20 protein-coding genes are annotated in these 22,191 nt (G+C 45.7%); 7 read left to right on the top strand and 13 right to left on the bottom strand.

Annotated features, from left to right (window positions below):
* Positions 1-17: 17 nt before the first annotated feature.
* The 3 genes from WBG78_RS27320 to WBG78_RS27310 form a co-directional block, all read right to left on the bottom strand.
* Positions 18-545 carry a glycoside hydrolase family 73 protein gene (locus tag WBG78_RS27320; RefSeq protein WP_337329701.1) on the bottom strand — a complete coding sequence of 176 codons (528 nt, stop codon included), beginning with the start codon at positions 543-545 and terminating at the stop codon, positions 18-20.
* Between the two features lie 35 nt (positions 546-580).
* Entirely contained in the window at positions 581-838 is a 258-nt protein-coding gene (locus WBG78_RS27315; protein ID WP_337329700.1) for a hypothetical protein, read from the bottom strand.
* A gap of 146 nt (positions 839-984) precedes the next feature.
* Positions 985-1,182 (bottom strand): hypothetical protein, encoded by a 198-nt coding sequence (locus WBG78_RS27310; protein ID WP_337329699.1) that lies wholly within the window; start codon positions 1,180-1,182, stop codon positions 985-987.
* Between the two features lie 992 nt (positions 1,183-2,174).
* Between WBG78_RS27310 and WBG78_RS27305 the strand changes: the two genes are divergently transcribed.
* From WBG78_RS27305 to WBG78_RS27290, 4 genes are all read left to right on the top strand, one after another.
* On the top strand, positions 2,175-2,747 hold the full coding sequence (locus WBG78_RS27305; protein ID WP_337329698.1) for a hypothetical protein: 573 nt from the start codon (positions 2,175-2,177) through the stop codon (positions 2,745-2,747).
* A 78-nt stretch (positions 2,748-2,825) separates the two neighbouring features.
* Positions 2,826-3,299, top strand: a complete 474-nt coding sequence (locus WBG78_RS27300; RefSeq protein WP_337329697.1) for a hypothetical protein — start codon at positions 2,826-2,828, stop codon at positions 3,297-3,299.
* An 11-nt stretch (positions 3,300-3,310) separates the two neighbouring features.
* Positions 3,311-3,877: a hypothetical protein gene (locus tag WBG78_RS27295; protein ID WP_337329696.1), complete on the top strand. Its 567-nt coding sequence runs from the start codon at positions 3,311-3,313 to the stop codon at positions 3,875-3,877.
* 205 nt (positions 3,878-4,082) lie between these two features.
* Positions 4,083-4,688: a tetratricopeptide repeat protein gene (locus tag WBG78_RS27290; protein ID WP_337329695.1), complete on the top strand. Its 606-nt coding sequence runs from the start codon at positions 4,083-4,085 to the stop codon at positions 4,686-4,688.
* 119 nt (positions 4,689-4,807) lie between these two features.
* On the opposite strand, the gene WBG78_RS27285 is transcribed toward WBG78_RS27290, so the two are convergent.
* The 6 genes from WBG78_RS27285 to WBG78_RS27260 all read right to left on the bottom strand — a co-directional run bounded on the left by WBG78_RS27285 (position 4,808) and on the right by WBG78_RS27260 (position 14,012).
* Positions 4,808-5,041, bottom strand: coding sequence for a hypothetical protein (locus WBG78_RS27285; protein ID WP_337329694.1), 234 nt, complete (start codon positions 5,039-5,041; stop codon positions 4,808-4,810).
* Between the two features lie 121 nt (positions 5,042-5,162).
* Complete coding sequence (locus WBG78_RS27280; RefSeq protein WP_337329693.1) at positions 5,163-6,293, bottom strand: hypothetical protein; 1,131 nt, start codon at positions 6,291-6,293, stop codon at positions 5,163-5,165.
* A gap of 546 nt (positions 6,294-6,839) precedes the next feature.
* Positions 6,840-7,562, bottom strand: coding sequence for a HEPN domain-containing protein (locus WBG78_RS27275; protein WP_337329692.1), 723 nt, complete (start codon positions 7,560-7,562; stop codon positions 6,840-6,842).
* Between the two features lie 177 nt (positions 7,563-7,739).
* Positions 7,740-8,570: a hypothetical protein gene (locus WBG78_RS27270; protein WP_337329691.1), complete on the bottom strand. Its 831-nt coding sequence runs from the start codon at positions 8,568-8,570 to the stop codon at positions 7,740-7,742.
* A gap of 544 nt (positions 8,571-9,114) precedes the next feature.
* Positions 9,115-11,523, bottom strand: coding sequence for a sensor histidine kinase (locus WBG78_RS27265; protein WP_337329690.1), 2,409 nt, complete (start codon positions 11,521-11,523; stop codon positions 9,115-9,117).
* 104 nt (positions 11,524-11,627) lie between these two features.
* Positions 11,628-14,012 (bottom strand): tetratricopeptide repeat-containing sensor histidine kinase, encoded by a 2,385-nt coding sequence (locus WBG78_RS27260; protein WP_337329689.1) that lies wholly within the window; start codon positions 14,010-14,012, stop codon positions 11,628-11,630.
* Between the two features lie 256 nt (positions 14,013-14,268).
* Between WBG78_RS27260 and WBG78_RS27255 the strand changes: the two genes are divergently transcribed.
* Both WBG78_RS27255 and WBG78_RS27250 read left to right on the top strand, forming a co-directional pair.
* Entirely contained in the window at positions 14,269-15,117 is an 849-nt protein-coding gene (locus WBG78_RS27255; protein WP_337329688.1) for a universal stress protein, read from the top strand.
* Between the two features lie 417 nt (positions 15,118-15,534).
* Positions 15,535-16,533 (top strand): DUF4238 domain-containing protein, encoded by a 999-nt coding sequence (locus WBG78_RS27250; RefSeq protein WP_337329687.1) that lies wholly within the window; start codon positions 15,535-15,537, stop codon positions 16,531-16,533.
* A 245-nt stretch (positions 16,534-16,778) separates the two neighbouring features.
* On the opposite strand, the gene WBG78_RS27245 is transcribed toward WBG78_RS27250, so the two are convergent.
* The 3 genes from WBG78_RS27245 to WBG78_RS27235 form a co-directional block, all read right to left on the bottom strand.
* Positions 16,779-17,282: a hypothetical protein gene (locus tag WBG78_RS27245; RefSeq protein WP_337329686.1), complete on the bottom strand. Its 504-nt coding sequence runs from the start codon at positions 17,280-17,282 to the stop codon at positions 16,779-16,781.
* A gap of 61 nt (positions 17,283-17,343) precedes the next feature.
* The gene (locus tag WBG78_RS27240) at positions 17,344-18,393 is read right to left on the bottom strand and encodes a lipid A deacylase LpxR family protein (RefSeq protein ID WP_337329685.1); all 1,050 of its coding nucleotides are present in this window, start codon (positions 18,391-18,393) and stop codon (positions 17,344-17,346) included.
* Between the two features lie 37 nt (positions 18,394-18,430).
* Positions 18,431-18,793, bottom strand: a complete 363-nt coding sequence (locus WBG78_RS27235; protein ID WP_337329684.1) for a DoxX family protein — start codon at positions 18,791-18,793, stop codon at positions 18,431-18,433.
* Positions 18,794-19,102: 309 nt separating this feature from the next.
* Here WBG78_RS27235 and WBG78_RS27230 point away from each other — a divergent pair, with 309 nt between their 5' ends.
* Positions 19,103-21,214 carry a sigma-54-dependent Fis family transcriptional regulator gene (locus tag WBG78_RS27230; protein WP_337329683.1) on the top strand — a complete coding sequence of 704 codons (2,112 nt, stop codon included), beginning with the start codon at positions 19,103-19,105 and terminating at the stop codon, positions 21,212-21,214.
* A gap of 21 nt (positions 21,215-21,235) precedes the next feature.
* On the opposite strand, the gene WBG78_RS27225 is transcribed toward WBG78_RS27230, so the two are convergent.
* A complete protein-coding gene (locus tag WBG78_RS27225) occupies positions 21,236-22,129 on the bottom strand; it encodes an AraC family transcriptional regulator (RefSeq protein ID WP_337329682.1) in 894 nt (297 codons plus the stop codon).
* Between the last annotated feature and the right edge of the window lie 62 nt (positions 22,130-22,191).

Raw genomic sequence — 22,191 nt, 5'->3', positions numbered from 1 at the left:
AACTCTTAATTCTTAATTTATCCTCCCCTTCGGTTAATGAACCTCACCAGGTCGAGCACATCTGCTCCTATTTTGTCGAGTTCTTCCAGTCCAAGTCGCGTGATGAGTGACATCAGCTTTGAAGCGTAGGCTGGGTCGGTTGCATAGCCTGATCGTTGTAGTGCGAGAGTTTGCTGGGAAGCATCAAGAGCGTTAAACACACCGCCCTTTTGATAGCGAGGGTTCGCTGTGAGGAAGACAATTCTGTCCTCGAAAGAGTGGTGTGCATGTTCATATACCCTGAACCAGGCTTTTACGGTCTTGACGACGCCTTTAACATACTCCGTAGTTTTCAGATCAATCTTGTCTCCTACCCATGAGGCGTCGGCCTTGATACCGAAGTGATTGTTATACTTCGATGCCAGGAGGCTTTCACCAGGGATGCCGGCTTTGTTTGAACTTTCGATGAGGGCTTGCGCCATCATAACTGACGGAAAGAGTTTGGTGCCTTTCAGCGCGCTTATTACGAAGGGCGCGTACTTGATGATGTATTCTTTGCGTGTCATCTGCTTGAAGTTTTAATGTTTAACAACTGTTTTGATCATTGGTCAACAAGGCTTTCGAGCCATCTCGATAAACGAATGCCAATACGCCGGACCAAAGGGGCAAACAAGTCGCCAAGCATTTTAAAGGTCAGACAGATGATACCTCCAGCAATAGCGTGTACTAAATAGCTGGCAGGACCGGAATCAATCACGTGCGTGACGATGTTGAACGTCGCGCCGAACAGGAAGGCAATCCAATTGCCTGAGCTGTCATGGGAATGGTAGTTCTGTTGCATGGCGCGAAGATGATACATCGAGAAAATCAGGTTTTCCAGTGCTTACCAATCATGGCCAAACTTTTTCAAACTTTTCCCAGATACTAGTGGGCCGATTGCTTTGAAAGAAGTTGGGGTGACGAGCAATTTTCCTGATAATCCGCGCGTCGCGCTAGCGTCTTGTTCTACTCGGGATCACCAAGATGGCCAATGATAATCCGTGTCTGTCTGCTGTTGAATAATCTACCCGTGATTTCTCCGAGTTGACCAAGTAAAGGCTGAATCCATTTGCGCATGGTTGGCCGGCTTACCTGATAGAGGTTGGCGAGCTGTGAAACGTTTGAAACGTTTTTCTTCTTCTTCTTTTTTTTGTTGGAATCCATATGAAACTAGTTTTGATTAAGTTTCAACGAGTTGAATAACCACTGGGAACTGTCCTCACAACCCATATAACTAGTTTCACCAGTTGACGACGAGCAATTCATCGTCAGCCATTTTCGAGCACCTTTCTAACAACTGCGGCTAATCTGCGACATCTTAATCCAACGTACCAACATCAATGTCGATAGCCGTCTATCCGTGGCATCTAAGTTTTCGTAACGCAAGGCGGGTGATTTGGGTTATGAAGATTTCAAATATTTTTTTTTGAATCAGGAGCGCACTCCTTAACAACCGTTAGGAATTGATTTGAGTTGAGGAGCAGCATGCCAGGTGTACACCAAGCGTACGGCAAGTGTAATCCAAGTGTAATGGATTACGAGTAAAAGTGTGGAGCGGGTGTTAACAACTTTTCAATACAACTCTCAAAATATTACGGGCGATGGTCGTATTGGCATATTGGCAGCACGACAAAGTTTAAGGTGCGCATGACAATCTTACTAAACCCAAGTTATCGACTGGAGATTGTCTGAGCAATGAATCGCAGCTGCTCTTAAAGAAGGTAAAATTTGACTGAGGGATGAAATGATGTACGTAGGCAAATACATCGCCAAGCAAGAATCACATTATACTTATCACGAAACACTCTCATCCACGTTATCGAATACCGTGACGCTGCATTACTACAATCAAGACTCATCAATGTATCGTATAATCTGTGAGATGAGGAATCGATGGATGTTTCGTTATCATCATCATCTCTTTTTCACTGCATTTCAAATACAGCAGATTCAGCTTTTTTTATTGCAACCCAAAATTGTCTGAAAAAATTCTCAGAGGAGAGAATGAAAAGTTTGGAAAAGTTTGGCCACGATTGGTCAAAAGTGCAAAACCAGTTTTTTGGGTTGTTGCAGTTTTGTATCAAGCAGCAGCTGGTGTCATGATTAACGGCCGAGTCTACGTCGGTGTTGTTGCGAAATTTTAAACCCAAATTTTTATGCCAAAAGCAGTAAACAACAACGTCCTCAACGGCGTGAGCGGAAAGCTGGGTAACAACATTGTGATCCGCCAATCAAAGTTAGGGACAGTTGTGGCTAACAAGCCAAAGAAGACGACGAAACCGCCGAGCGCTACTCAGCTCGCGGTGCGAGACAAATTTTCGGATGCAGCTTATTACGCGCGTGAGCAGATGAAAGTACCAGAAGCTCTGGCTATGTATCAAGCGGCTATAACGCCAAGGTTGACCTCACCATACTCGGTGGCCATTTCGGATTTTCTGACAAAGCCCAGAATTCGTGGCATTGATGCCAGGCAATATCGCGGAGCCGTAGGTGACGTGATCAAAGCACGTGCATCGGACGACTTCCGGGTTGCTTCAGTCTGGATTGTCATCAAGAGTGCGACAGGAAGTGAACTAGAAAGCGGCGAGGCATCCCTCGTCGCCGGTAGTCTGCAACCTGAGTGGGTCTACACGGCAAAAGTCGTGAACGCATCGCTTGCTGGAACTTCCATTACTGCTACTGCGAAAGACATTCCCGGTAACGAGGTGTCTGACACGGTAACCGTGTAGTGAGTTGAAAAACATGCAGCCCCGAACCTGACCGGTCGGGAACGGGGCTGCTATTTCTAAACACAATCTTTATTAAACATGAAAGACATCATAGGCGACATTCTTTCGGGCAAGCTGTTCGGAAGAATTAAAGAACTCATCGATGAGGTGGTCACTACGAATGAGGAAAAGGAAGCACTGCACATCAAACTTCGTGAGCTGGAAATTCAGCACACGGAGGTAATGGCAAAGTCGGCGCTGGCAGATCTTCAATCGGCACGACAACGCGAAGTTGACGTAAAGAAAAGCGGAAGTCTGAACTTCACTCAGGACGTGCTGGCGTATATGGCCATCGTTGCTTTCTTCTCGATGACCGGATACATTCTGGCGAACGGAGTTGGCCTTCTGGACGCAGACGAAAGTTTCATCATTGGTAACCTTACCGGCATGGCAGCGGCCATAGCCAAGGATATCTATGGATACTATTTCGGCAGCAGCAAAGGTGATCAACTTCTGTTTCGGAATGCAAGCAAAAAACAGTCAAACAATTCAACAATCAAACAAACCATTTAGAATCAGCATTTATGGCAAGAATAAGAACAACAGGCAGCCCATACCAGGGTATCAGCGGCCGCGTGGGAAATCTCGTATTCCGGAATACACCTAACGGCGTGGTCGTGGCAAACAGACCCCGAAAAACGAAGTCCGTAAGTACAAATCAAAAGGCAGTACGAAACAGATTCTCAGATGCGGCCTTCTATGCGCGGGAACAAATGAAGGACATAGCTATCAAAGAGCTGTACGAATCGGGTGTGAACTCGAAGATGAACTCCCCCTATCTCGTCGCAGTGAGTGATTATCTAACCGCTCCAAAGATCGGATCAATTTTCACTAAGAGTTATCAGGGGCAGGCCGGAGAAACGGTCGGCATACACGCAAAAGATGACTTTTGGGTCGTTGCCGTCATGGTCCAAATTCACGACTCGGCTGGTAAACTTATCGAAAGCGGAGAGGCATCTCAGATGATGGACTCAAGTTGCTTCTGGGACTATGTAACGACACAAAAAATCGCGGCGACGAAGGGTTGTACTATAACGGCAATCGCCCAGGACTTTGCCGGCAACAAAGGATCGAAGACGATCACCTTATAACGCATGCATCGTGAAGCTTCAATAGTCAGGCCATTTCCGCCGGCATGTTCGTGGTAACACCTGGCAACGGCAAGGGACAAGTAATTTATGGACTTGTCCCCTGCCTTCCCAAGGCCCAGCACTGAAGTTATCGAGGTTCCCGAATAAGCAAACCATCATCTATTCTACAAGAACGTTACTCCTCAATTTCTAACTCACAGTTAAAATGAAAAACAAAAAGCCAAGCAATAAATACACTTCGCATCCGAAAATCAGGGTTAACAGAACAATAAGTCAGGAACTGTTTTTGGATGTCATGGACGAACTTTCAGAAAGCGGCGACTGGGATACATTGATCGACATCATAAATTCCCTGCTTCGTAAGACCGAGCCCGATCATTGGCTTCAGGGCGTACTCGCCGGGGCCTACTATGGAAAAGGCGATTTTGACCTGGCGCTGCAAAGTATCAATAAAGCCATATCAATCTGCGGCGGTTGTCCATTGACACGATGGACCTGCGCACAAATACTTTTTTATAACGGCGAATACGTGCACGCCCTCGAAGTCCTTAACAAGCTGATGTGCGAACCTGCGCGTGAAATTCATGCAGGACCATGTGGCAGTGGCAGCGATTGTAATCTTACATTGGATCGCGCTGAAGGAGTTCTCAATGACTCTCGATTTCTCACCGCAGCGTGCTATCAGCGTCTGGGGTATCGGTGCCTGTATCAGTATTTTCTGACCGTATACAAGAGGTACCTGGCTAAAGGCGTGGGCACGTGCTATGCGGAAGAGAACATCGAGGAAATGACAGGTGGTGAGGAACTATAAACTCAATATGGATAGAAGGCTCAGGTTCTTGTGGTGACAGAATGAGACCTGAGTTGTTTCGGTTTTCTTTAATCTAATCCAGCAAGTTGAGATGCAGGGATCTTAACACTGACTATGAGCTACTGCGGTCGCTGGTCAGATGACCCTTTCCGTTTTTTAATGGACTTCACAAACTCGGGCAGCCAATAGCATATGTTCAGCACAACAAAGAATAACCAGATGAACTTCACAAACGACGAAGGGAACTTCGCCGTGTGTATGTGTACAGAGAGATCGACGTCTGCAATAGAAACGCCCAGGCCAAGTGCTATAAATGGAAAAATCAGCAAGGCAATAAATACTATCTTAACCATCGCTCGCAATATTGGTTTAATCCGCCGGGTTAAAAGAGCAATCAGAAAGCCCAATGCTACGACGCATCCTATTAAAATCAAGGCAGAGGGAGGTAATTCAATAGACTGTATCATAGGGCGCCTACAATTCTACCTTGAATTTCATGTTTGGAAATACTTGCGATATAGGGTTGCCAATAGACTCAGCATCATGAATAGCTTTACGGGCCGATGCCAAAACCTGATCCCGATATGATTCGATGTTAGCCATCATTGTATAGATATCGGATGTTTCTATGGCGATGGTACTTGATTGATCAAAGTTGAAAAACAAATTATCGGTCTTCCGAATCAACTGAATTACCGGCAGTCTTGCAGCGTGTCTTAATGCCAAAGCGTAAAAAACATGCGGACTATGAAATGACAGATCTGCAACAACAATTTTCGACTGGATAATCTTTTTAATGAAATCGCCGGTAATTCCCTCGGAACCACTCACGCCACTACTGACTGCCACTTTGAGATCAAGCCCCTTGAGGGCAGGTTCAATGATAGAATGGAGAACTGCGTGGGCGTGCTTTGAAACCTCGTCATTGTGTGCGTTGACTGGTGCCAGATAAAAACCGACGTTATCTGACTCATCCACGGCTCGGAAGCCAGCACGGTTACTGTTAATTGTTAATGTACCCGGAGACACGACGGATTGTGAGTTGCTAGCCAACGACAAATCAGTGATATGCTGTCCGATCGAAACCAGCCTTTCGGTTTTACCTACCACCTTAAAGAGTCCAAGATATTTGACGTTATCGATGAAAGTTTCGACGATACCAAGTGAGGCGCGGTTGACGGTGCGGTCCATTTCTCTTAACTGCTCGGCCACAGTTGAAATATCGGGAACCTGTTGGTCTACGTAACAATCATACAACATCTTAAATACTGCGATACGGCTTACTGCCATATCGAACTTTAGCTGCATTTGCCTTGCCGGCGAGCTTTGACCATTCAACATGGTCTTTGCCCTATCAGACAATTCGAAAGATTCGGCATCAGGTGATGAGTCTAACAAACCATACTTGATCATGTTACGAATTTGACTGTTGACTTTATCAGGATTACCGTGGTTGAGCATGCTGAACAACTCATCCCGCTTTAGGGATTGGCCAGCACGTAGTTCATAGACTTGTTCTGCCAGTTTGCACATATGCCTGAAGCGAAGTGATGGATAGGGCTTGGTGGTTCCGGGGTTCGGACTGCGTTTTTCAGGTTTGTTCATGAGGCGTAACGGGGTGAATACGGAAGATAGTGAAAAAAATGGGAACTTGGGGATGGAAATTGCAGCACTTGTAAGTGCCGCGAATCGGATAACTAAGGGAAATAAGAAAGTGAAATGATAGCATTGGTCAACCAAGACAAGTTAAAATTCACGTTTCTTAGACAGTTTAGGGCCACACTTAAAGTTGAGGTGTTACCTAACGTTGACAACGTACAGTTCACGTATGCTTGGGACGAAATCGGTTTAACTGATCAGCAGGTTGCAGAGATACGGCCGAAGCTCGCAAGCTGTTTCGTCGTCGTCTCGTTGTCGACTATGCCAAGGACGAATTGAAGAAGCTGCGTACAAAGCAGGTTTATAGAGTCATTTACGACGGTGATTATCCTTACTTAGATTAATTTGGTTGAAGAACAATTAGCAGCTATTCGCCAACGCATTGAAGAACAAACGAAAAAAGTATACTCTTGAAAACCGCTGAATTGATACCAAGTTCGCACCAAAAACAGAAGCGTACTGGAAACTTGAAGACGTGTTAAAAAGACTAGCTTAGAATGGAGTCTTTTCAATGATGTAAGCAGAGACACGCAACAGAAAAATCAATGCATTAGTTGGGAGACTCAGAGCCTGCTCATAGCTAATTTCAATCCCCTTGTTATGTTCGTGTACAATTCTATTTCTAAGGTCATAAAGTTCACGCAGGCCAGCCAAAAATGTATTCTCAAATGTCTCGCCCTTATTGCCTACTTTGGTATCCATCATCTTCTTATAGAAGCCGCCGCCAGTGAGAGTGTCCATAGTCGCAGCAATGTTTTCGATGGTACTGAAGTTATAATGTTCCGCTATAATACTTTCGCGCGAAAGATTCTCGTGCTTAAACAGGTGATAGGCTTCATACAGAGTGATTTTGTCCTTAAGCAATTCGTCATATCCGGCAGAACTCCAACCGTCAACGTTCTCTGTTATCAAATCTTTAAAGAAAACCTCTATGGCTGATACAGAGGCTACCATCGCATTCTTTCCTGCTTCATTCTTAATAGTTGCTATTGCCTCAGCTTTAAGTTTGTTTGCTTCCGCAAACTCAGGCTTAAGCAACTTATTCAGTCTTAAGCATGTCAAAATAGCATCGCTGATTCGATTGGCTGCAAAATAAAATGAGTCAACGCGTTCCGTTGCTGCATCGACTATTTCTTGAACGTCTTGCGGTGTAATTTGCTTTTTGGTTAGTAGTCGCTTTAGCGTTGTGTCAATTGATGTTTTGGATTTCGGCATATGAGTATTAGTTCTGCAGTCTGTTATTTATGCGAGTGGTGTGAATTGTCGGATAATATAAAGGAACCACATTAGTAAACATCACGGAAAGGTCGCCCAACTTATTTAATGAATTGTTTTTCTTTGCCATTGGTTATCAGGTTTTCCCGTATTTTCGTTTCCGGCCTTCTCAGATTTCTAGTGCTCTGTGGTTGAAGAAAACCATTGTTTCACATTCTTGTAACCATAGTGAAATGCCCTTATGTTTTTATTCCACTTAAGCATCAAATGTAGACACACAAGTCCAGCCGGAATAAAGTATAGGACTTTCCATCCGATTGCGAATTTGTCGGAATTAGACGTATCAATATTAACGCCGTAACGAAGTATGAAATGTGTAATGCCAATAAATATTGGACCTAAGAATACAAGGATATACATAAACGCGTCATAGTCCCTTTTCTGTCCTAAATGCTTGTCTATTCGCCAATTTTTCAAGTATTCCTCTTCCTCCAGCTTACGTTCTTTGAATCGATAGCGAAGGCGGTAGTTGTGAACTTCTGATAGACCTTCGAACAGGATTTCGAGCCGTAAATAGTCTTTTGGTTCCAAGGTGTTAATGCTTAATTCTATCTCGTTGTTGTTGATCAAATTGACTGCGCAGGTCGTAAACTCATTGGAAGTCGAAACGTTGATGCTAAAAATATTCACAAAGCCTTCAAGAACCATTCTTGGTAGGATGTGAAAGTCTGTGGCGTTAACCGTTTCTTTACCTTCGTTTTGAATTCCTATTTCAAGTTTATTTAGTCCCTGAATTTGTTGCCCATTCAAAAGTATATTCAATTCATTAACCAACTCGTTTGGCTTGTCAAGAAGTTTTTCGAGCGAGACTTGTTTAATGCTGATATTCTTGTTCGAATCCTGAGTAAGTTTGTCAATTCCTTTAAAAACCAGAACTGCTAAGGAAATTAAGCTGATTAGCATTCGCCAATCTACCGTATACTCAATGGTATTGAAATACTGATCCATCTTGCTATTCGTTTTTGAGGTGTTTGAAACTAAGATACTATATTGACACTGTCTATGGCAAAGGCAACGCAAACTTAAACGCTTGTGCTGCTATGCCATTTCCAGAAACTACACCACGGCAACTAAAGGCCGTCCAAACTCATGGAGGTTCTTTGTATTACACGCTGATAATCAACAACGAGCCTGACCACTTCATCACTGATTATCTGTTTCTATGGGTTGGCTTCGATCAAGGGCAACCGTACTATTGCAGGTTCAAAAGCTTTTGGCTTTGTGATCCACTGCCGGCAAGGTACGATTGAGTACAAGCATGACGATTATTCGATGGCCGCTATAAGGGTATTTGCTAAAGTCAGAAGAAAAAATAGTTGAATTTACATTACTTGGTACCCTAAAATGGCACCATAAATCACGTAAGCAACTGAATTTCCATTACTTACAGCGATGTCAACGGAGAGGGCGGGATTCGAACCCTCAATCCATTTGGTGGAGAGGAGAACGAGGCCAATCAGCTTATAACTGACGGAGCTAATAACATCAACACCTACACCACCACAACCGCCGGCTTAAAACTCACCTCCACACTCACTCCACTTCCCGACTCGACCGTCAGCGCGCCGCCGAGTTGCCTGCTCAAGCCCTGCATCAACCGAATGCCAAAGGATTCATGGTCGTTATTGTTCTGTGACAACGGAAGGCCTACCCCATCGTCAGTGATACTAAGTTTATACAATCCGTCTTCTGTGCGGGTAACAGATATCCTTACACGTCCGCGTGCGCGATTTGGAAACGCATACTTAATAGAATTGGAAATAGCTTCGTTCAGGATCAGTCCCAGAGGAACAGCCTGCGCCACATCCAGGCGGAGCTCGTCTGCTTCAATGTCAAAAGTGATCGAAGTTTGTCCGGCGAGACCTGACTTAAATTGCTTTACCAGGTCATGTATGTACTCTCTGACATTGATAAACGATGTGTCGTCAGCGCTGTATAGTTTCTGATGAATCAATGATATCGCGTACATCCGCTCCTGGCTTTCACGGATGGCCTGGAGCGCGCTCTCATCGTTCAGATAGTTGGACTGCGTGTTAAGCAGGCTGATCATAATCTGCAGGTTGTTCTTTACGCGGTGGTGCACCTCTTTCAACAACCACTCCTTGTCGGTGATGGCTTGCTGAAGTTCGGCATTCTTGGCATCGATCTTCGCGCTTGCACGTTGTTTGAGTTTGTATCGGTTAAAAAACAGTGCAGCAATCACCAGCAGTAACCCTGCCACTCCAATCAGTATTCTTCTGGTAAGTTGATCTCTTTCAGCCTCCGCCTTCAGAACAAGTTCATGTTCCCTTAGCAGCTTAATGTCCTGGTCTTTCTTCTCGGTCTCATACTTAACATTCAGCTCGGCAAACCTGCGTCGTTGAGAAGCACTGGCTACCGAATCTGAAAAGAATTTATACTGGATATGATGCTTAAGGGCCGCCGGGAAAAGTCCCGACATCGAATCAATCTTAAACATCAGATAGTGTTTTTCCATTTCAATATGCGGACTCTTAGATTTTATTGCCATTGCCCTTTGAAGGAATAGCCGAGCCATATTTTCCTTTCCAATCTGAACGAAAAACCGACCCGCTTCGTGGATAGTTTCGAAGGGCAGGGTCTTGTCCAAGCTGGGATGGCGGTTCATGAGGTCCAGTACGATTGTGTATTCCTGGACAGCCATATCCAACCTGCCTAGACGACGGTAGCAAGAACCTTTTATTGCATGCATTTGAGCTTCCTGCCACGGAGACAGAGGAGGATATTCATTCGTGATCGCATTCATGACTGAGAGCGCTTCGACACCGCGATTTAACAAAGCCAGGAGATACGTTTTGAAGAATAAACTCTTATACCAAAATATCTGAGATTCGACTTTTCTAGTATCTAACGCTTTGTTGTACCAGATCATCGCCTGGTCAGGCATTCCCAATGGATTGTAAGAAATACCGACGCGCGATAGAAATGGGGCAGAGAATTTCGTCATTCCAGACCATTCATAATTCGCCAGTGCAGCCTTAGCATAATCAGCCGCTTCCAAATACTTGGCCCGCAACACACTGGTGAAAGCGAATGAGTAGTCGACGTAGAGTGAATGTTTGAAGTCGATAGATCGCTGCAAAGAGTCGATCCTGTTAAGATATCGCTCTATTGGAACGGGATCAAATCCAAACTCCACATCCAACAATACCCATAGTATCTCGATTTCCTTCTCAACATGGCTATACTGCTCGCACTGTCTTAATGCCCTATTTAGCAATTGGACTTTAGTTGAATCCTCGTCGCCACTCAACAGTGCGAGGTACTGGCAAGTGTATGCGGGTAGCGTCGTGGAGTCGACATTTGTTCTCAGCAACAACTCATCAAACACCTTCCTACTCTCGGCTAAACTTCCCAGCTGCCTGAAGTATTCACCTCTCAGAATCGCATACACGTCTCGCCAATGATCACTGTTTGTGGGTACGTGAGGCGGCGATAACCTCTGGATAAAGGAATTTGCACTGTCCATGTCACTTATGCGGGCTCCTGGTTTATGCAAATACCAGGTGGCCAATTCAGCCTGAAGCTGGGTTCTCTGGTCGGCACTCAGCGTCTTCAGCAGGCCGACAGCATCTACGATTTTTCCGTTGTTAATCAATTCTGCGCCCGGAGATTCTCCTCTCAAATTCTCGTTATATGCCAGGAGAAATGGAAGTCCGGTAATCTGGCAGGCCAAAACCATCACGCTATCTCCATCAATGTCGTCCTGAAAGACGCGATGGATAAAGCTTGCTGTGCTCAGCAGTAGTAGTCTCTTTTGTGCCAGGCTATAATGCGACGTAGTATTTACGCCGGAGTCGTTTTGGGCATATAGCGGTCCGCAGACAATCAAACATAGAACAATCGCTATGCTTCTTAGCAAATGAATGCGGATATTTAACATATGGGTGAGGACGGTAAGCAAAACATAATAGCAGTATCCCACTTATTCGTTATCTAAGTTATTTCCAAAATAGTAGGCACAATGCCACCTTATAGCTGGTTGAGTTACTTAACTAAAACCGCCGGCCTAAAACTCACCTCCACACTCACCCCACTCCGCGACTCGACCGTCAGCGAGCCGCCGAGTTGTCTGCTAAGGCCCTGCATCAGCCGAATGCCAAAGGATTCATGATCGTTATTGTTCTGTGACAACGGAAGGCCTACTCCATCGTCAGTGATACTAAGTTTATGCAATCCGTCTTCTGTGCGGGTAACAGATATCTTCACACGTCCGCGTGCGCGATTTGGAAACGCGTACTTAATAGAATTGGAAATAGCTTCGTTCAGGATCAGTCCCAGAGGAACAGCCTGCGCCACATCCAGGCGGAGCTCGTCTGCTTCAATGTCAAAAGTGATCGAAGTTTGTCCGGCGAGACCTGACTTAAATTGCTTTACCAGGTCATGTATGTACTCTCTGACATTAATGAACGATGTGTCCTCAGCGCTGTATAGTTTCTGATGAATCAATGATATCGCGTACATCCGTTCCTGGCTTTCACGGATGGCCTGGAGCGCACCTTCGTCACTGAGATAGTTGGACTGCGTGTTGAGCAGGCTGATCATGATCTGCAGGTTGTTCTTTACGCGGTGGTGCACTTCTTTCAACAACCACTCCTTGTCCGTGATGGCTTGCTGAAGTTCGGCATTCTTGGCATCGATCTTCGCGCTGGAACGCTGCTTTAGCTTATAGCGGTTAAAAAGCAGTGCTGCGATCACGAGTAAGAGAACAGCTACTGCGATCAGGATTTGCCGCGTTAATTGATCTCTCTCAGCATTTCCCTGAAGAACCAGTTCATGCTCCTTGAGCATTTTAATGTCCTGATCTTTCTTTTCCGAGTTATATTTCGCTGTCAGTTGATCGAACGCCCTGCGTTGGAAGGCGCTTGCCGCAGAGTCGGCAAAGAACTTGTATTGCACATGGTGTTGAAGTGCAGATCTGTAGTCCCTTGCCATTGAGTCTATTTTATACATGAGATAGTGCTTCTCCATTTCAACGTGCGGACTCGATGATTTGATTGCAAGTGCTTTTTCCAGAAACAAACGAGCCATCTTTTCGTTGGATAGCTGCACAAATAACCTACCCGCCTCAGCGAGGTTTTCGAACGGCATCCTATTTTCAATGTTCGGACTCTTGTCGATTATTTCAAGGATACGACCATAGTGCGTACCAGCCATTCCAAGCTCGCCCTTTTTACCGTAACAGTAGCCGTATAGAGTACTTAGTTGAGCATCTTGCCATGGCGACAACGGTGGATATTCCTTCGTTATTTGATTAAGAAGTGAAATCGCATCATCTATTCGACCCATGTCAACTTGAAGACTGGCCGTATAAAACAAACTTTTATACCAGGAGAACTGCGGCTCTGACCTTCTTAGGTCGAGCGCTTTTTTAAACCAAGTTAGTGACTCGTCATTCATTCCCAGCGCCCTGTAAGAAAGGCCTATGCGCGAGAAAAAAGGAGCGGATAAATTTGTCATTCCCGACCATTCATAATTTTGCAATGCAGTCCTGGCATAATTAGTTGCCTCCAAATATTTAGCCCGCAAGACGCTGGTGAAAGCGAACGAGTAGTCCACGTACAGCAAATGCCTGAATCCGCTAGACCGCTGTAGAGAGTCAATTCTGCTTAGGTATTGCTCTAAGGGTACGGGATCGAAGCCGAAGTTAACGTCCAACAACGACCATAGTATTTCAATCTCTTTTTCAACATGACCGTATTGCTGGCAATGCGTCAATGCTTTGTTTAACAACTGGACCCTGGTAAAATTATCATCACCGCTTAGGGATGCAACATTGTGCAAAGTGGTTGCCGGTAGGGTGGTGGTGTCGTCACTTGCTACCCTTACCCAGAGTTCATCAAACACCTTCTTGCTATCGTCTTCTTTTTGCAGTTGCCTGAAATACTCCCCTTTCAGCAGCGCATAAATGTCTCGCCAATGTTTGCTGTCGGTATTTACAGGCATTAACATCTGGATGAAAATATTTGCGCTGTCCATGTCACTCGTGCTGGCGCCTGGCTTATGCAGATACCAAATGGCCAGTTCAGCCTGAAGCTGCATTCTCTGTTCTGCGTTCAGTTTCGTTTGTAACCGAACAGCTTCTTTAATTCTTCCATTATTAATCAGTTTTGCGCCTGGTGATCCTCTTCCAATATGCTCGTCATACGCCAGCAGAAACGGAAGTCCCGTAATCTGGCAAGCCAGGATCAGCACGCTATCTCTATCAACGTCATCCTGAATGACGCGATGGATGAAACTAGCTGTACTCAGCAAAAGAAGCCTCTTTTGTGCAAGACTATAATGCGAAACAGTATTTACCCCCGAGTTCTCCTGGCCGCATAGTTGTCCGCAAAAAATCGAACATAGAATTGTCGCAATATATTTCAGCATAGGGAGCGGATATTGAACACATAGCCGGGGACAACGAGCGAGGTAGTACAGAAATTTCCACTGCTACCCATAGTCCAAGTTACCTCTAAAAACGTCACTGCGAAAGACCTGAGTATTATTAACAAGTTCTTTAGTAGCATCGTCGGATTATGCATCAGCTTCCGCCTTTCGTTCATCGGTAGAAATGCAAGAGTGGACTACCTTACATTACTACAATGACTAACCATCGACCGCAAGGGCGAGTCACCATTCAGCTATGAATAAAATCTTAGTACCCACAGACTTCTCAGATCCTTCCGCCTGGGCAGTAGAAGTTGCAACAGACATCGCCTTACAATCGAAGACCAGCATCCATCTGCTGCACGTCATTGAAGGTCCGCCGGATCAATCATTCAACACTACCGGCGAGTGGGAGCTCACGAACGGCTGGGAAGAAAAGTTGTTTACAGTGGCTATAATAAAGAAAAGCCTTAAGGATCTGGAGATTGCCGCACAGCAGGTTGAGGCCCGTGGAGTAAAGGCGGAAGTAAGTTTACGAATGGGTACGCCTCATGAAGAAATAAACTCGATCGCGTCAGATGGTTCTTTCGGTCTTATTGTTATGGGCACGCAAAGTCACGACCACCTGGGGCGACTGCTGAACGGATCGAACACGGAAAAGGCCATCAATAACTCCAGGTGTCCTGTGTTGGCAGTGCATGAGCAGCCAACCGCGAAGGCATATAAAAGTATCGTTTATGCCACCAATGTTTCACACGAGGAAAGATCATTTTCAAATGTACTCAAGCATGTTCAGAAATTGTACGACTCCACCATACATCTCGTGCGGGTCAATACAAAGTCAAACTTTATGCCTGACAGGCAGAGCCGGCTTCAAATGCAAACATTCGTTAAACAACTTGAGTTAACCAACTATACCATCAACATCCTCAATGACGAAACGGAAGAAGAAGGCATTCTGTACTTCGCCGACTATATTAATGCCGACCTTATTAGCATTGCATCACATGCGCATTCGGGGGTAGTCAGTCTGCTAACGAGAGGGATCGCCCGGGGTGTGGTAAATTCCTCCAAAAGACCTGTGCTTACCTATCTGACCGACTGATCCACGCAAAACGAAATAAGATAGCTTCAGGCATCAGTGTCAGCGCGCATTGAGAGAAGAAAAAAACACTGCAATAATCAAACGCGCCATTGTCTAACACGCTGGGTAATCTTTCGGAAAATTGATTTCCTTTGATATTGCATTTTGTGCTGATTAGCGATGAAGCTGTGTAGTATATTTAAGAGCTCCTCGTTTATTGCAGCTGCCCAACTGCATTATAGAGGCACCCACCTTATCACGTTTTCACCATCCTGACACCCTGGGTCCTTCAATCTGCCCTTTATGTTTGCCCGCATAAGTCGACTCTCGCTTTTGGGATCGTAATACAATTTCGTTGATTGCCAGTCACTCATAATCTCCTGGAGATTATGCACCTCCAGGATCCAGATATTTTCCCCTATTTTAGGGAATCACGTTATGTCAAAGACAAAGCCCAACCGTCACGATCACTACGTACCTGAATGCTACTTGAATAGCTTCACAATACCCGACGGTAAGGGAGGGATTATGTTTTGGAAGTGGAGGACCCAGTATAGGTCTATCGGTAAATCATGCCCTTCACAGGTCTGCTACGAAAACTATTTCTATGACCTTGACCAGTCCGTAATGAGCCGTTACGGAACAACGAATCCATCACTAATCGAACAACACGCGTTCAAGGACTTTGAGGACAATATTCAGGCTATAGTAGCTGAATTCGCAACCAAGCCAGCAACAATCCCTATTCCAGTATTCCTACTGATCTGTCGCGGTTATATTTTACAGAAGCTAAGGACACCCACGTACATTAAAGGTGTAAAGGAAGTGGATAAAATTAGTGGACTTGAAATGAGAATGAAAGCGTTTGAGTCATTTAGGAAAGAACTCAAAAAGGACGATCCGAGGCTCGATCGATTCAGGAGTGATCCCAATTTTGATTACTATTTTACAGATGACTACTGGGATAACCTCAGAAAAGATGTACCACACATACCATTTGACGCTAAAACCACCCAACAACAATCGATCATCGAAGCATTATCTGGGATAAGTGAAACCGCCAACCACGCATTGTTTCGCTTAGCGCAGATGAGAGTGGTGGTTATCAATGCACCAGAAGGTGAATATTTCCTAGCCTCAGACAACCCTGGATTTTCGATTTTGCGTCACCCCAATGAACCAATATTCTTGACGCATAGCTTTAGATTGAACGACATGATCGCTGCATTCTATCCGATCAGCAGCAATCAAGCCCTAATGTTCCAAATGATTCAAGAACCACCCTCAGACGAGAGGGACAGGCACTTGAACTATTATAGTGCAAGCCCAGAGGATATGTATGTTTACAACCAAGATACGTTGAAAAACAGCGATCAATATGTATTCTGTTGCGATAGGGAGTATCTAAGAAGATTCATCGAGAGAGTTGCGACATGAATGGATTTGGCTTATATGTATGAAAAGTACTTGAGTTTCAACGGCTGCGGAATTCAACTCGCGAAGCTGACTCTGCGGGGCACTTATCTTTTATCTCTTCACTTTCAACATCATCACCTTATTTCGTCCATCCAGCAAGACTTCCGACGCCAATTACCTTCTTTGATGTCCGCTGAAAATTTAGTAGTCGCATGCATGTAAAGAACTGCCCTGAAGAAACGGAGGAGATCGCTGGTTGCCGCGCACTATTGCTGTAGTAACTCCGAATCCGCAATTTCTCCAATGAACGGGATTTTGTTTTGAAGATCGACTCGTACAACGTGCTGCAGGTAGTTCTCCAGTTGTACAAACTGCGCGGCGCGCATCGGTGACACTGACCTCCTGATTTGCTTATAGTACTTCTTGTGAAGCCTCCATAGTTCCTCATCGTTTCTGAAACACCTCAAAGTTATGCTCGACGATTGTTCTGCGGTGAGTAGAGGATACGCGATAATATAGTCGTGCGTAAGCATTAGCCGCTCCTCTCCCAGTTTCCGTCGCTCATTCTCATACTTGTCGTATATTCTCCAAAATGCAGTTGCTTCATCATTGGAAAGTTTCATGCATTCCGCGACGAGTTGCCTTTTCTGAAGGCCATAACCACCCTCGATGATCGATATCTCGTCTTTAACAGGTTGTGCCGATACTGCCGGGACGATCAGGCAACATATCACAGATAATTTGAATAGTTGTATTTTACTAAAGATCATAATTCCAGATTCTAATGTGTAATAAACCCAATGCCTTGTCCCCATGCGTTTATGTGTGAACTCAATGCTTTGCCTTCATGGGTATGTAAACTGAGATGTTTCCAACCTCATGGCGGGACTGCGATTGAATCATTGGGTAAAGATTCATCTGCATGAACGTTATACAAAAACGTTCGAGGGCAAGCACTACTCCGTAATCGAGTGCTGCACCAAAGCGATTAAGTGCGACGGAATCTATCTCTGTCCATTCACCATTCTCCTTAAGCACTCTATCGCGTTCCGGTCGGATAATGCCACCCTGAATAAGCGCGTTCCGGAATGTAACGTCCAAAGACGGGCGAAGCACAGCATATAGCTGCCAGCACTTCGGGCCGGCCCCTGACAGATACTGACTATTATAACCCGAGAAATACGAACCCAGCCTACCGATTCTCAAAAGTCCATAGCCTGACAACCCAGTGCGGGCAGTACCCAGGTATAGCTTGCCTCCGGCAATACACTCTACTATGTTACCAATGTTCATTACCTGCCTCTCTCCCATCACATTGACGTTGACCAGCACACTTGTTTTTAACTGTGTATTCCAGCCGCGCGGGGGCTCATCGTTTATCAGATGATGAATAGCGGCTTGCGTTTGCCGGCCCAGCGCTGCGGGTCCCATTATTCCGACTACGTAGTCAGCCTGAAGGTTAACCTTCTTTTCCGGAATAGCCGTGTGATGACTATAGTGTGCCGTAATCGAACAGGCATATCGATAGTCGCCGGGAGTTATCCCCGTGTTACTTAATACCGCAGGTGTGACCATAGCCTGCATCAAGCCCCAACCCGAGGTGATGATGCTTGAATCACCGGACGCAATCATCCACCATCTCCCTGACCTCGCGTTGCGTTTGTTTCTCGTGGCAAAAAAATCCAGCCGAAGTCCGTGTGTATAAGCTTTATCTGTACCGGAAAAATGGATGTTAATAAAGTCGTTGTCTTCGTAGACCCTGAGCATTCGGGAAACTCCACCCTGACCGTTGCATTTACCGGCAGACCACATCAAAATCAATGTTGCAGAATACAGCAACCTCAGGTATAAGCGAATGAAGTCGAGCGCGATAAATTTCATACGGCAGGTTGTCGCGATGCAAGAGTTATTAAAGCGATCAGGCCCAGGCAACGATGAGCACAGCTCCACCCATGATGGACAGGTTCTTTAAGAAGTTGGCGAACTCAATCTGTCTGGTCATTGGATCAGTGAATGACCAGAAATTGTGCATTGAGAGTGTAACGGGTAACAAATACATGACAATCAGGCTACCTCCCAATTGCGGATGGTAATTCAGGATGATTGAAAGTGATCCAGCGATTTCTATTATTCCCGACAGCGGGACGGCCAGGGATGGGAAAGGCACTCCCTTCATCCCGGCGTATTGAATAGTTTGCTTCTTAAAAGCGTTTGGAGACGTGATCAGGAACACAGCACAGAACATGATCCTTCCAGCGACAGGCAAATAATCTTCCATCATTGTTAGTGGTTAAGTTTTCTGACTTGGTTAATTTTTACCAGGCATGTGTCTCAGCCTGGCCTCAGTAAAATTCGCTCAACGAACACGAACCGGATTGTCAGTCGCATTCATTGTATTTGCTCATTTGAGTCAACCGTGTGCCTATCCGCAACAGCGATCAGTTTATTCACTTCAGTCGCGGATTCGTAGAGATACATTTACCATGATGTCGTCGTGTCGTGCTCAGTTCGTATCGCCGTTCCAGGGGAAATTACTTTGCACCAATGCTTTAAAAACCAGGTTAATAATTCGATATTGACGCCACCGATCATGGCACAGCAGACACATGAAACTCCCACAGGTGACGCTCTGTACACGGCAATGGGTCAGATTGCCGCGGTAAGTAGCCGTACTGATTTATTAGGCGTAGTTAACTCCACCATCAAGGGTCTGTTTTCGGCGAAGGAAATCGGCTTTCTGATTATCAATGACGACCGAACGACCTATAGTTTCTTCCTTGTAGATATCTGCATGGCGATTTGGGAACGCCAGGAGCTGAAGGATCTCATAGCAGGGAATTTTAATGTTGACGATCCGCTGTTTAGTGAAATTGTGCGTTCGACCAGGCCTATTCAATATGATATAGCATCGATTCAGTCTACCGCCGGGCTTCCCCGCTATGCACAGTTCTGGAAGATTATGAACATCGAACGCGTAGTGGCCGTACCGCTTCGCGTCGGTGGTGAGACCATCGGAGCCATGCATTTTATTGTTGAGAAGAACGTAACGTTCGAAGATAAAGACACCTTGCTAAGGGCTGTCACTCCGCAGCTGGCCGTTACGATCTCCAACATACTGGCCAATGAAAAGATCAAAGAACGCGAGCAGGAAAAGACGAGACTGCTGGAGTTCAGCAATGCCATGGCTTCGGTGCGCGACAAGATGGTACTGGGCAAACTACTGAAGTCTCATTTGAAAGATTTGTTCGGAATTGAAGATTATGTTATCCACGCACTTAGCAAAGACAAACGGACGCACCGGCCGGTACTATTCGATCCTGACGCAGACTTTGTTCAACAACCCGATTTTGCCAAATTGATCGACGCCGACACCGACGTCAATGATGGCATCTTTAACAAGATACTGGCGTCCGACGATCTTATTGACTTTAACGTTGAAGAATGGTTTACGTCAGACACGCCGCCAGTATACACCAATGCGGCAAAGGCGATTGGTCTCATGCGGATGTCCGGCCTGGCAATCAAGCTTGGGAATGAAAACATTGCTGTGATGAACTTTCGCACGCACGGTACGGACAGCGCCGCCATCCACCGCCCTTTGTTCAAGAGCATTTGTTCGCAGATAGCCATCGCGTTGGCCAATATCATAGCCAACGAGGAGATCGAACGGCAACTTCTGGAAATTGAAAGGTACAGGCAACAACTGGAGGAGGAAAAGATCTACCTGAAGCGTGAGATCGAAATCACGCAAAACACGTCTGACATAGTCGGGCGTTGTAAGGCTATGCAGGACGTGTTCCGATTAATAACACAAGTTGCCCCGACCGACAGCACCGTTCTACTTTTAGGTGAAACCGGTACCGGGAAGGAATTAATTGCCCGCGCCATTCACAACTCGTCGTCGAGGAAAAACAAGTTGATGATCAAGGTTAACTGTGCAGCACTTCCCGCAAACCTCATAGAAAGCGAATTGTTTGGTCACGAGCGTGGAAGCTTCACAGGTGCCAGTGCCCGCGGCATTGGCAAGTTTGAGTTAGCGAATAACAGCACGTTGTTCCTGGATGAAATTGGCGAAATCCCTCTTGAACTGCAGGCCAAGTTACTGCGGGCACTGCAGGAGAAAGAGATAGAACGCATTGGAGGACAAACGACCATCAGGATCAACATCAGGATTGTAGCTGCCACAAACCGAAACCTCATGAAACTGGTCGAGGAAGGAAAGTTCAGAGCGGATCTGTTCTACCGTCTCAATATTTTTCCCATTCATCTTCCCTCTCTGCGGGATCGCATAGAAGATATTCCAGAACTGGCGAGCTATTTTATCGACCGCTACTCGAAAAAAACCGGAAAGAAGATTACAAGCCTCAGCAAAAAAGTTCTTCAGGAGTTAAAGGAATATGACTGGCCTGGAAATATCCGCGAGCTGGAACATACTATAGAGCGAAGTATCCTTTTAGCTGATGGAGTGACTATAAAAGATATCCACTTACCCAAACCAGGAACGGTTGCGAAGAACCGCCCAGAGCCATTTAAAGTTCAAACGATCTTTGAGCACGAAAAGGAATATATCCTTAAGGTACTTACTCACGTGAACGGAAGAATTTCAGGCGAAGGTGGAGCAGCGGAGTTGCTGGGAATTCCGCCCAGCACCTTAAACTCACGCATCAAGAAACTTGGCATCCGAAGGTCTTTCCAAGGGTAGTTGCCGACCGGACATATCCTTTCAGGCAGCGGACGAGCCAGCACTTTTCCTGAAATCGGTAAAATTTCTGCCGCACTGATTCTTAAAGTACTTACTAAAGTGCGCAGGATCTTCGAAGCCCAGATCATAGGCAATTTGCTTCAAATTAAATCCGTCGACCAGCGCCCTGCGCTTTGCTTCCAGCACGACGCGCTGACTTATATGATAACGAACCGTGTGTCCCGTTACCTGCTTAACGATTTCGTTCAAATATCCGGGTGACACATTTAATAACTTTGCATAACGACTTGTGCTTTTCATAGTAGAGAAGTGCTCCTCCAACTTCGTATAGAAGCTGTTAACCAAATCCGCCCGCCTCGAACGATAACCATCAAAGCTGACTTCCAACTGCCTGGCTACACAAATCATCACAGTCCTTAGCAGGTTTTCACTCATCTCCTGCCGCAACTCCAGCTCCTGCTCCAATTCCCGTATCATCGCGGCTCCAATCTGCGCGATAAATAACCCATCTTCCGGCCCCAACTGAATGACCGGATGTGATATCTGACGATTTAACTGAATGGCATTCGTCACCGCTGAAGAAGTTTTTTCATATAGTGTAACATACTCCATAGACCAGCAAATCATGAGTCCCCGGGTATTGTGACTCAGCGCCGTCTCAAATGGCTGGTGAGCACCAATAAAACACAGTGACCCACCGGCGACCTTATACTCCCCAGATTCAACCCGGAGCGTACCGCTTCCGGATTCGACAAATATCACCGAGTGCGCGGAATTAGACACAACGCACGATCTCATATCAACCAGTCCGATCGCTAGTGGTTCAATAGCACGAACTGATAATCCTGAATTCAAAACCGGTGTTTCTTCCTTTGCAGATTTACGACTCATCGTCGATGCGCGACTCACCATCATACGTATAGCAGTTTAGTTCAATAGTATTATCAACCCTCGTCCTGCGACGCGGCCCGTGCTGT

This window comes from Chryseolinea sp. T2, assembly GCF_037203685.1.
Taxonomy (GTDB): domain Bacteria; phylum Bacteroidota; class Bacteroidia; order Cytophagales; family Cyclobacteriaceae; genus Chryseolinea.
Note: the sequence above shows the minus strand (reverse complement) of the source record. Positions and strands in the feature narration are given on the sequence as shown.

Bases quoted from the DNA above. Each gene is read 5' to 3' on its own strand.
- WBG78_RS27275 (WP_337329692.1), bottom strand. From the start codon at position 7,562: ATGCCGAAATCCAAAACATCAATTGACACAACGCTAAAGCGACTACTA.
- WBG78_RS27250 (WP_337329687.1), top strand. From the start codon at position 15,535: ATGTCAAAGACAAAGCCCAACCGTCACGATCACTACGTACCTGAATGC.
- WBG78_RS27240 (WP_337329685.1), bottom strand. From the start codon at position 18,393: ATGAAATTTATCGCGCTCGACTTCATTCGCTTATACCTGAGGTTGCTG.
- WBG78_RS27290 (WP_337329695.1), top strand. From the start codon at position 4,083: ATGAAAAACAAAAAGCCAAGCAATAAATACACTTCGCATCCGAAAATC.
- WBG78_RS27265 (WP_337329690.1), bottom strand. From the start codon at position 11,523: ATGTTAAATATCCGCATTCATTTGCTAAGAAGCATAGCGATTGTTCTA.
- WBG78_RS27235 (WP_337329684.1), bottom strand. From the start codon at position 18,793: ATGATGGAAGATTATTTGCCTGTCGCTGGAAGGATCATGTTCTGTGCT.
- WBG78_RS27305 (WP_337329698.1), top strand. From the start codon at position 2,175: ATGCCAAAAGCAGTAAACAACAACGTCCTCAACGGCGTGAGCGGAAAG.
- WBG78_RS27280 (WP_337329693.1), bottom strand. From the start codon at position 6,293: ATGAACAAACCTGAAAAACGCAGTCCGAACCCCGGAACCACCAAGCCC.
- WBG78_RS27225 (WP_337329682.1), bottom strand. From the start codon at position 22,129: ATGATGGTGAGTCGCGCATCGACGATGAGTCGTAAATCTGCAAAGGAA.
- WBG78_RS27300 (WP_337329697.1), top strand. From the start codon at position 2,826: ATGAAAGACATCATAGGCGACATTCTTTCGGGCAAGCTGTTCGGAAGA.
- WBG78_RS27255 (WP_337329688.1), top strand. From the start codon at position 14,269: ATGAATAAAATCTTAGTACCCACAGACTTCTCAGATCCTTCCGCCTGG.
- WBG78_RS27270 (WP_337329691.1), bottom strand. From the start codon at position 8,570: ATGGATCAGTATTTCAATACCATTGAGTATACGGTAGATTGGCGAATG.
- WBG78_RS27295 (WP_337329696.1), top strand. From the start codon at position 3,311: ATGGCAAGAATAAGAACAACAGGCAGCCCATACCAGGGTATCAGCGGC.
- WBG78_RS27310 (WP_337329699.1), bottom strand. From the start codon at position 1,182: ATGGATTCCAACAAAAAAAAGAAGAAGAAGAAAAACGTTTCAAACGTT.
- WBG78_RS27315 (WP_337329700.1), bottom strand. From the start codon at position 838: ATGTATCATCTTCGCGCCATGCAACAGAACTACCATTCCCATGACAGC.
- WBG78_RS27260 (WP_337329689.1), bottom strand. From the start codon at position 14,012: ATGCTGAAATATATTGCGACAATTCTATGTTCGATTTTTTGCGGACAA.
- WBG78_RS27245 (WP_337329686.1), bottom strand. From the start codon at position 17,282: ATGATCTTTAGTAAAATACAACTATTCAAATTATCTGTGATATGTTGC.
- WBG78_RS27285 (WP_337329694.1), bottom strand. From the start codon at position 5,041: ATGGTTAAGATAGTATTTATTGCCTTGCTGATTTTTCCATTTATAGCA.
- WBG78_RS27320 (WP_337329701.1), bottom strand. From the start codon at position 545: ATGACACGCAAAGAATACATCATCAAGTACGCGCCCTTCGTAATAAGC.
- WBG78_RS27230 (WP_337329683.1), top strand. From the start codon at position 19,103: ATGGCACAGCAGACACATGAAACTCCCACAGGTGACGCTCTGTACACG.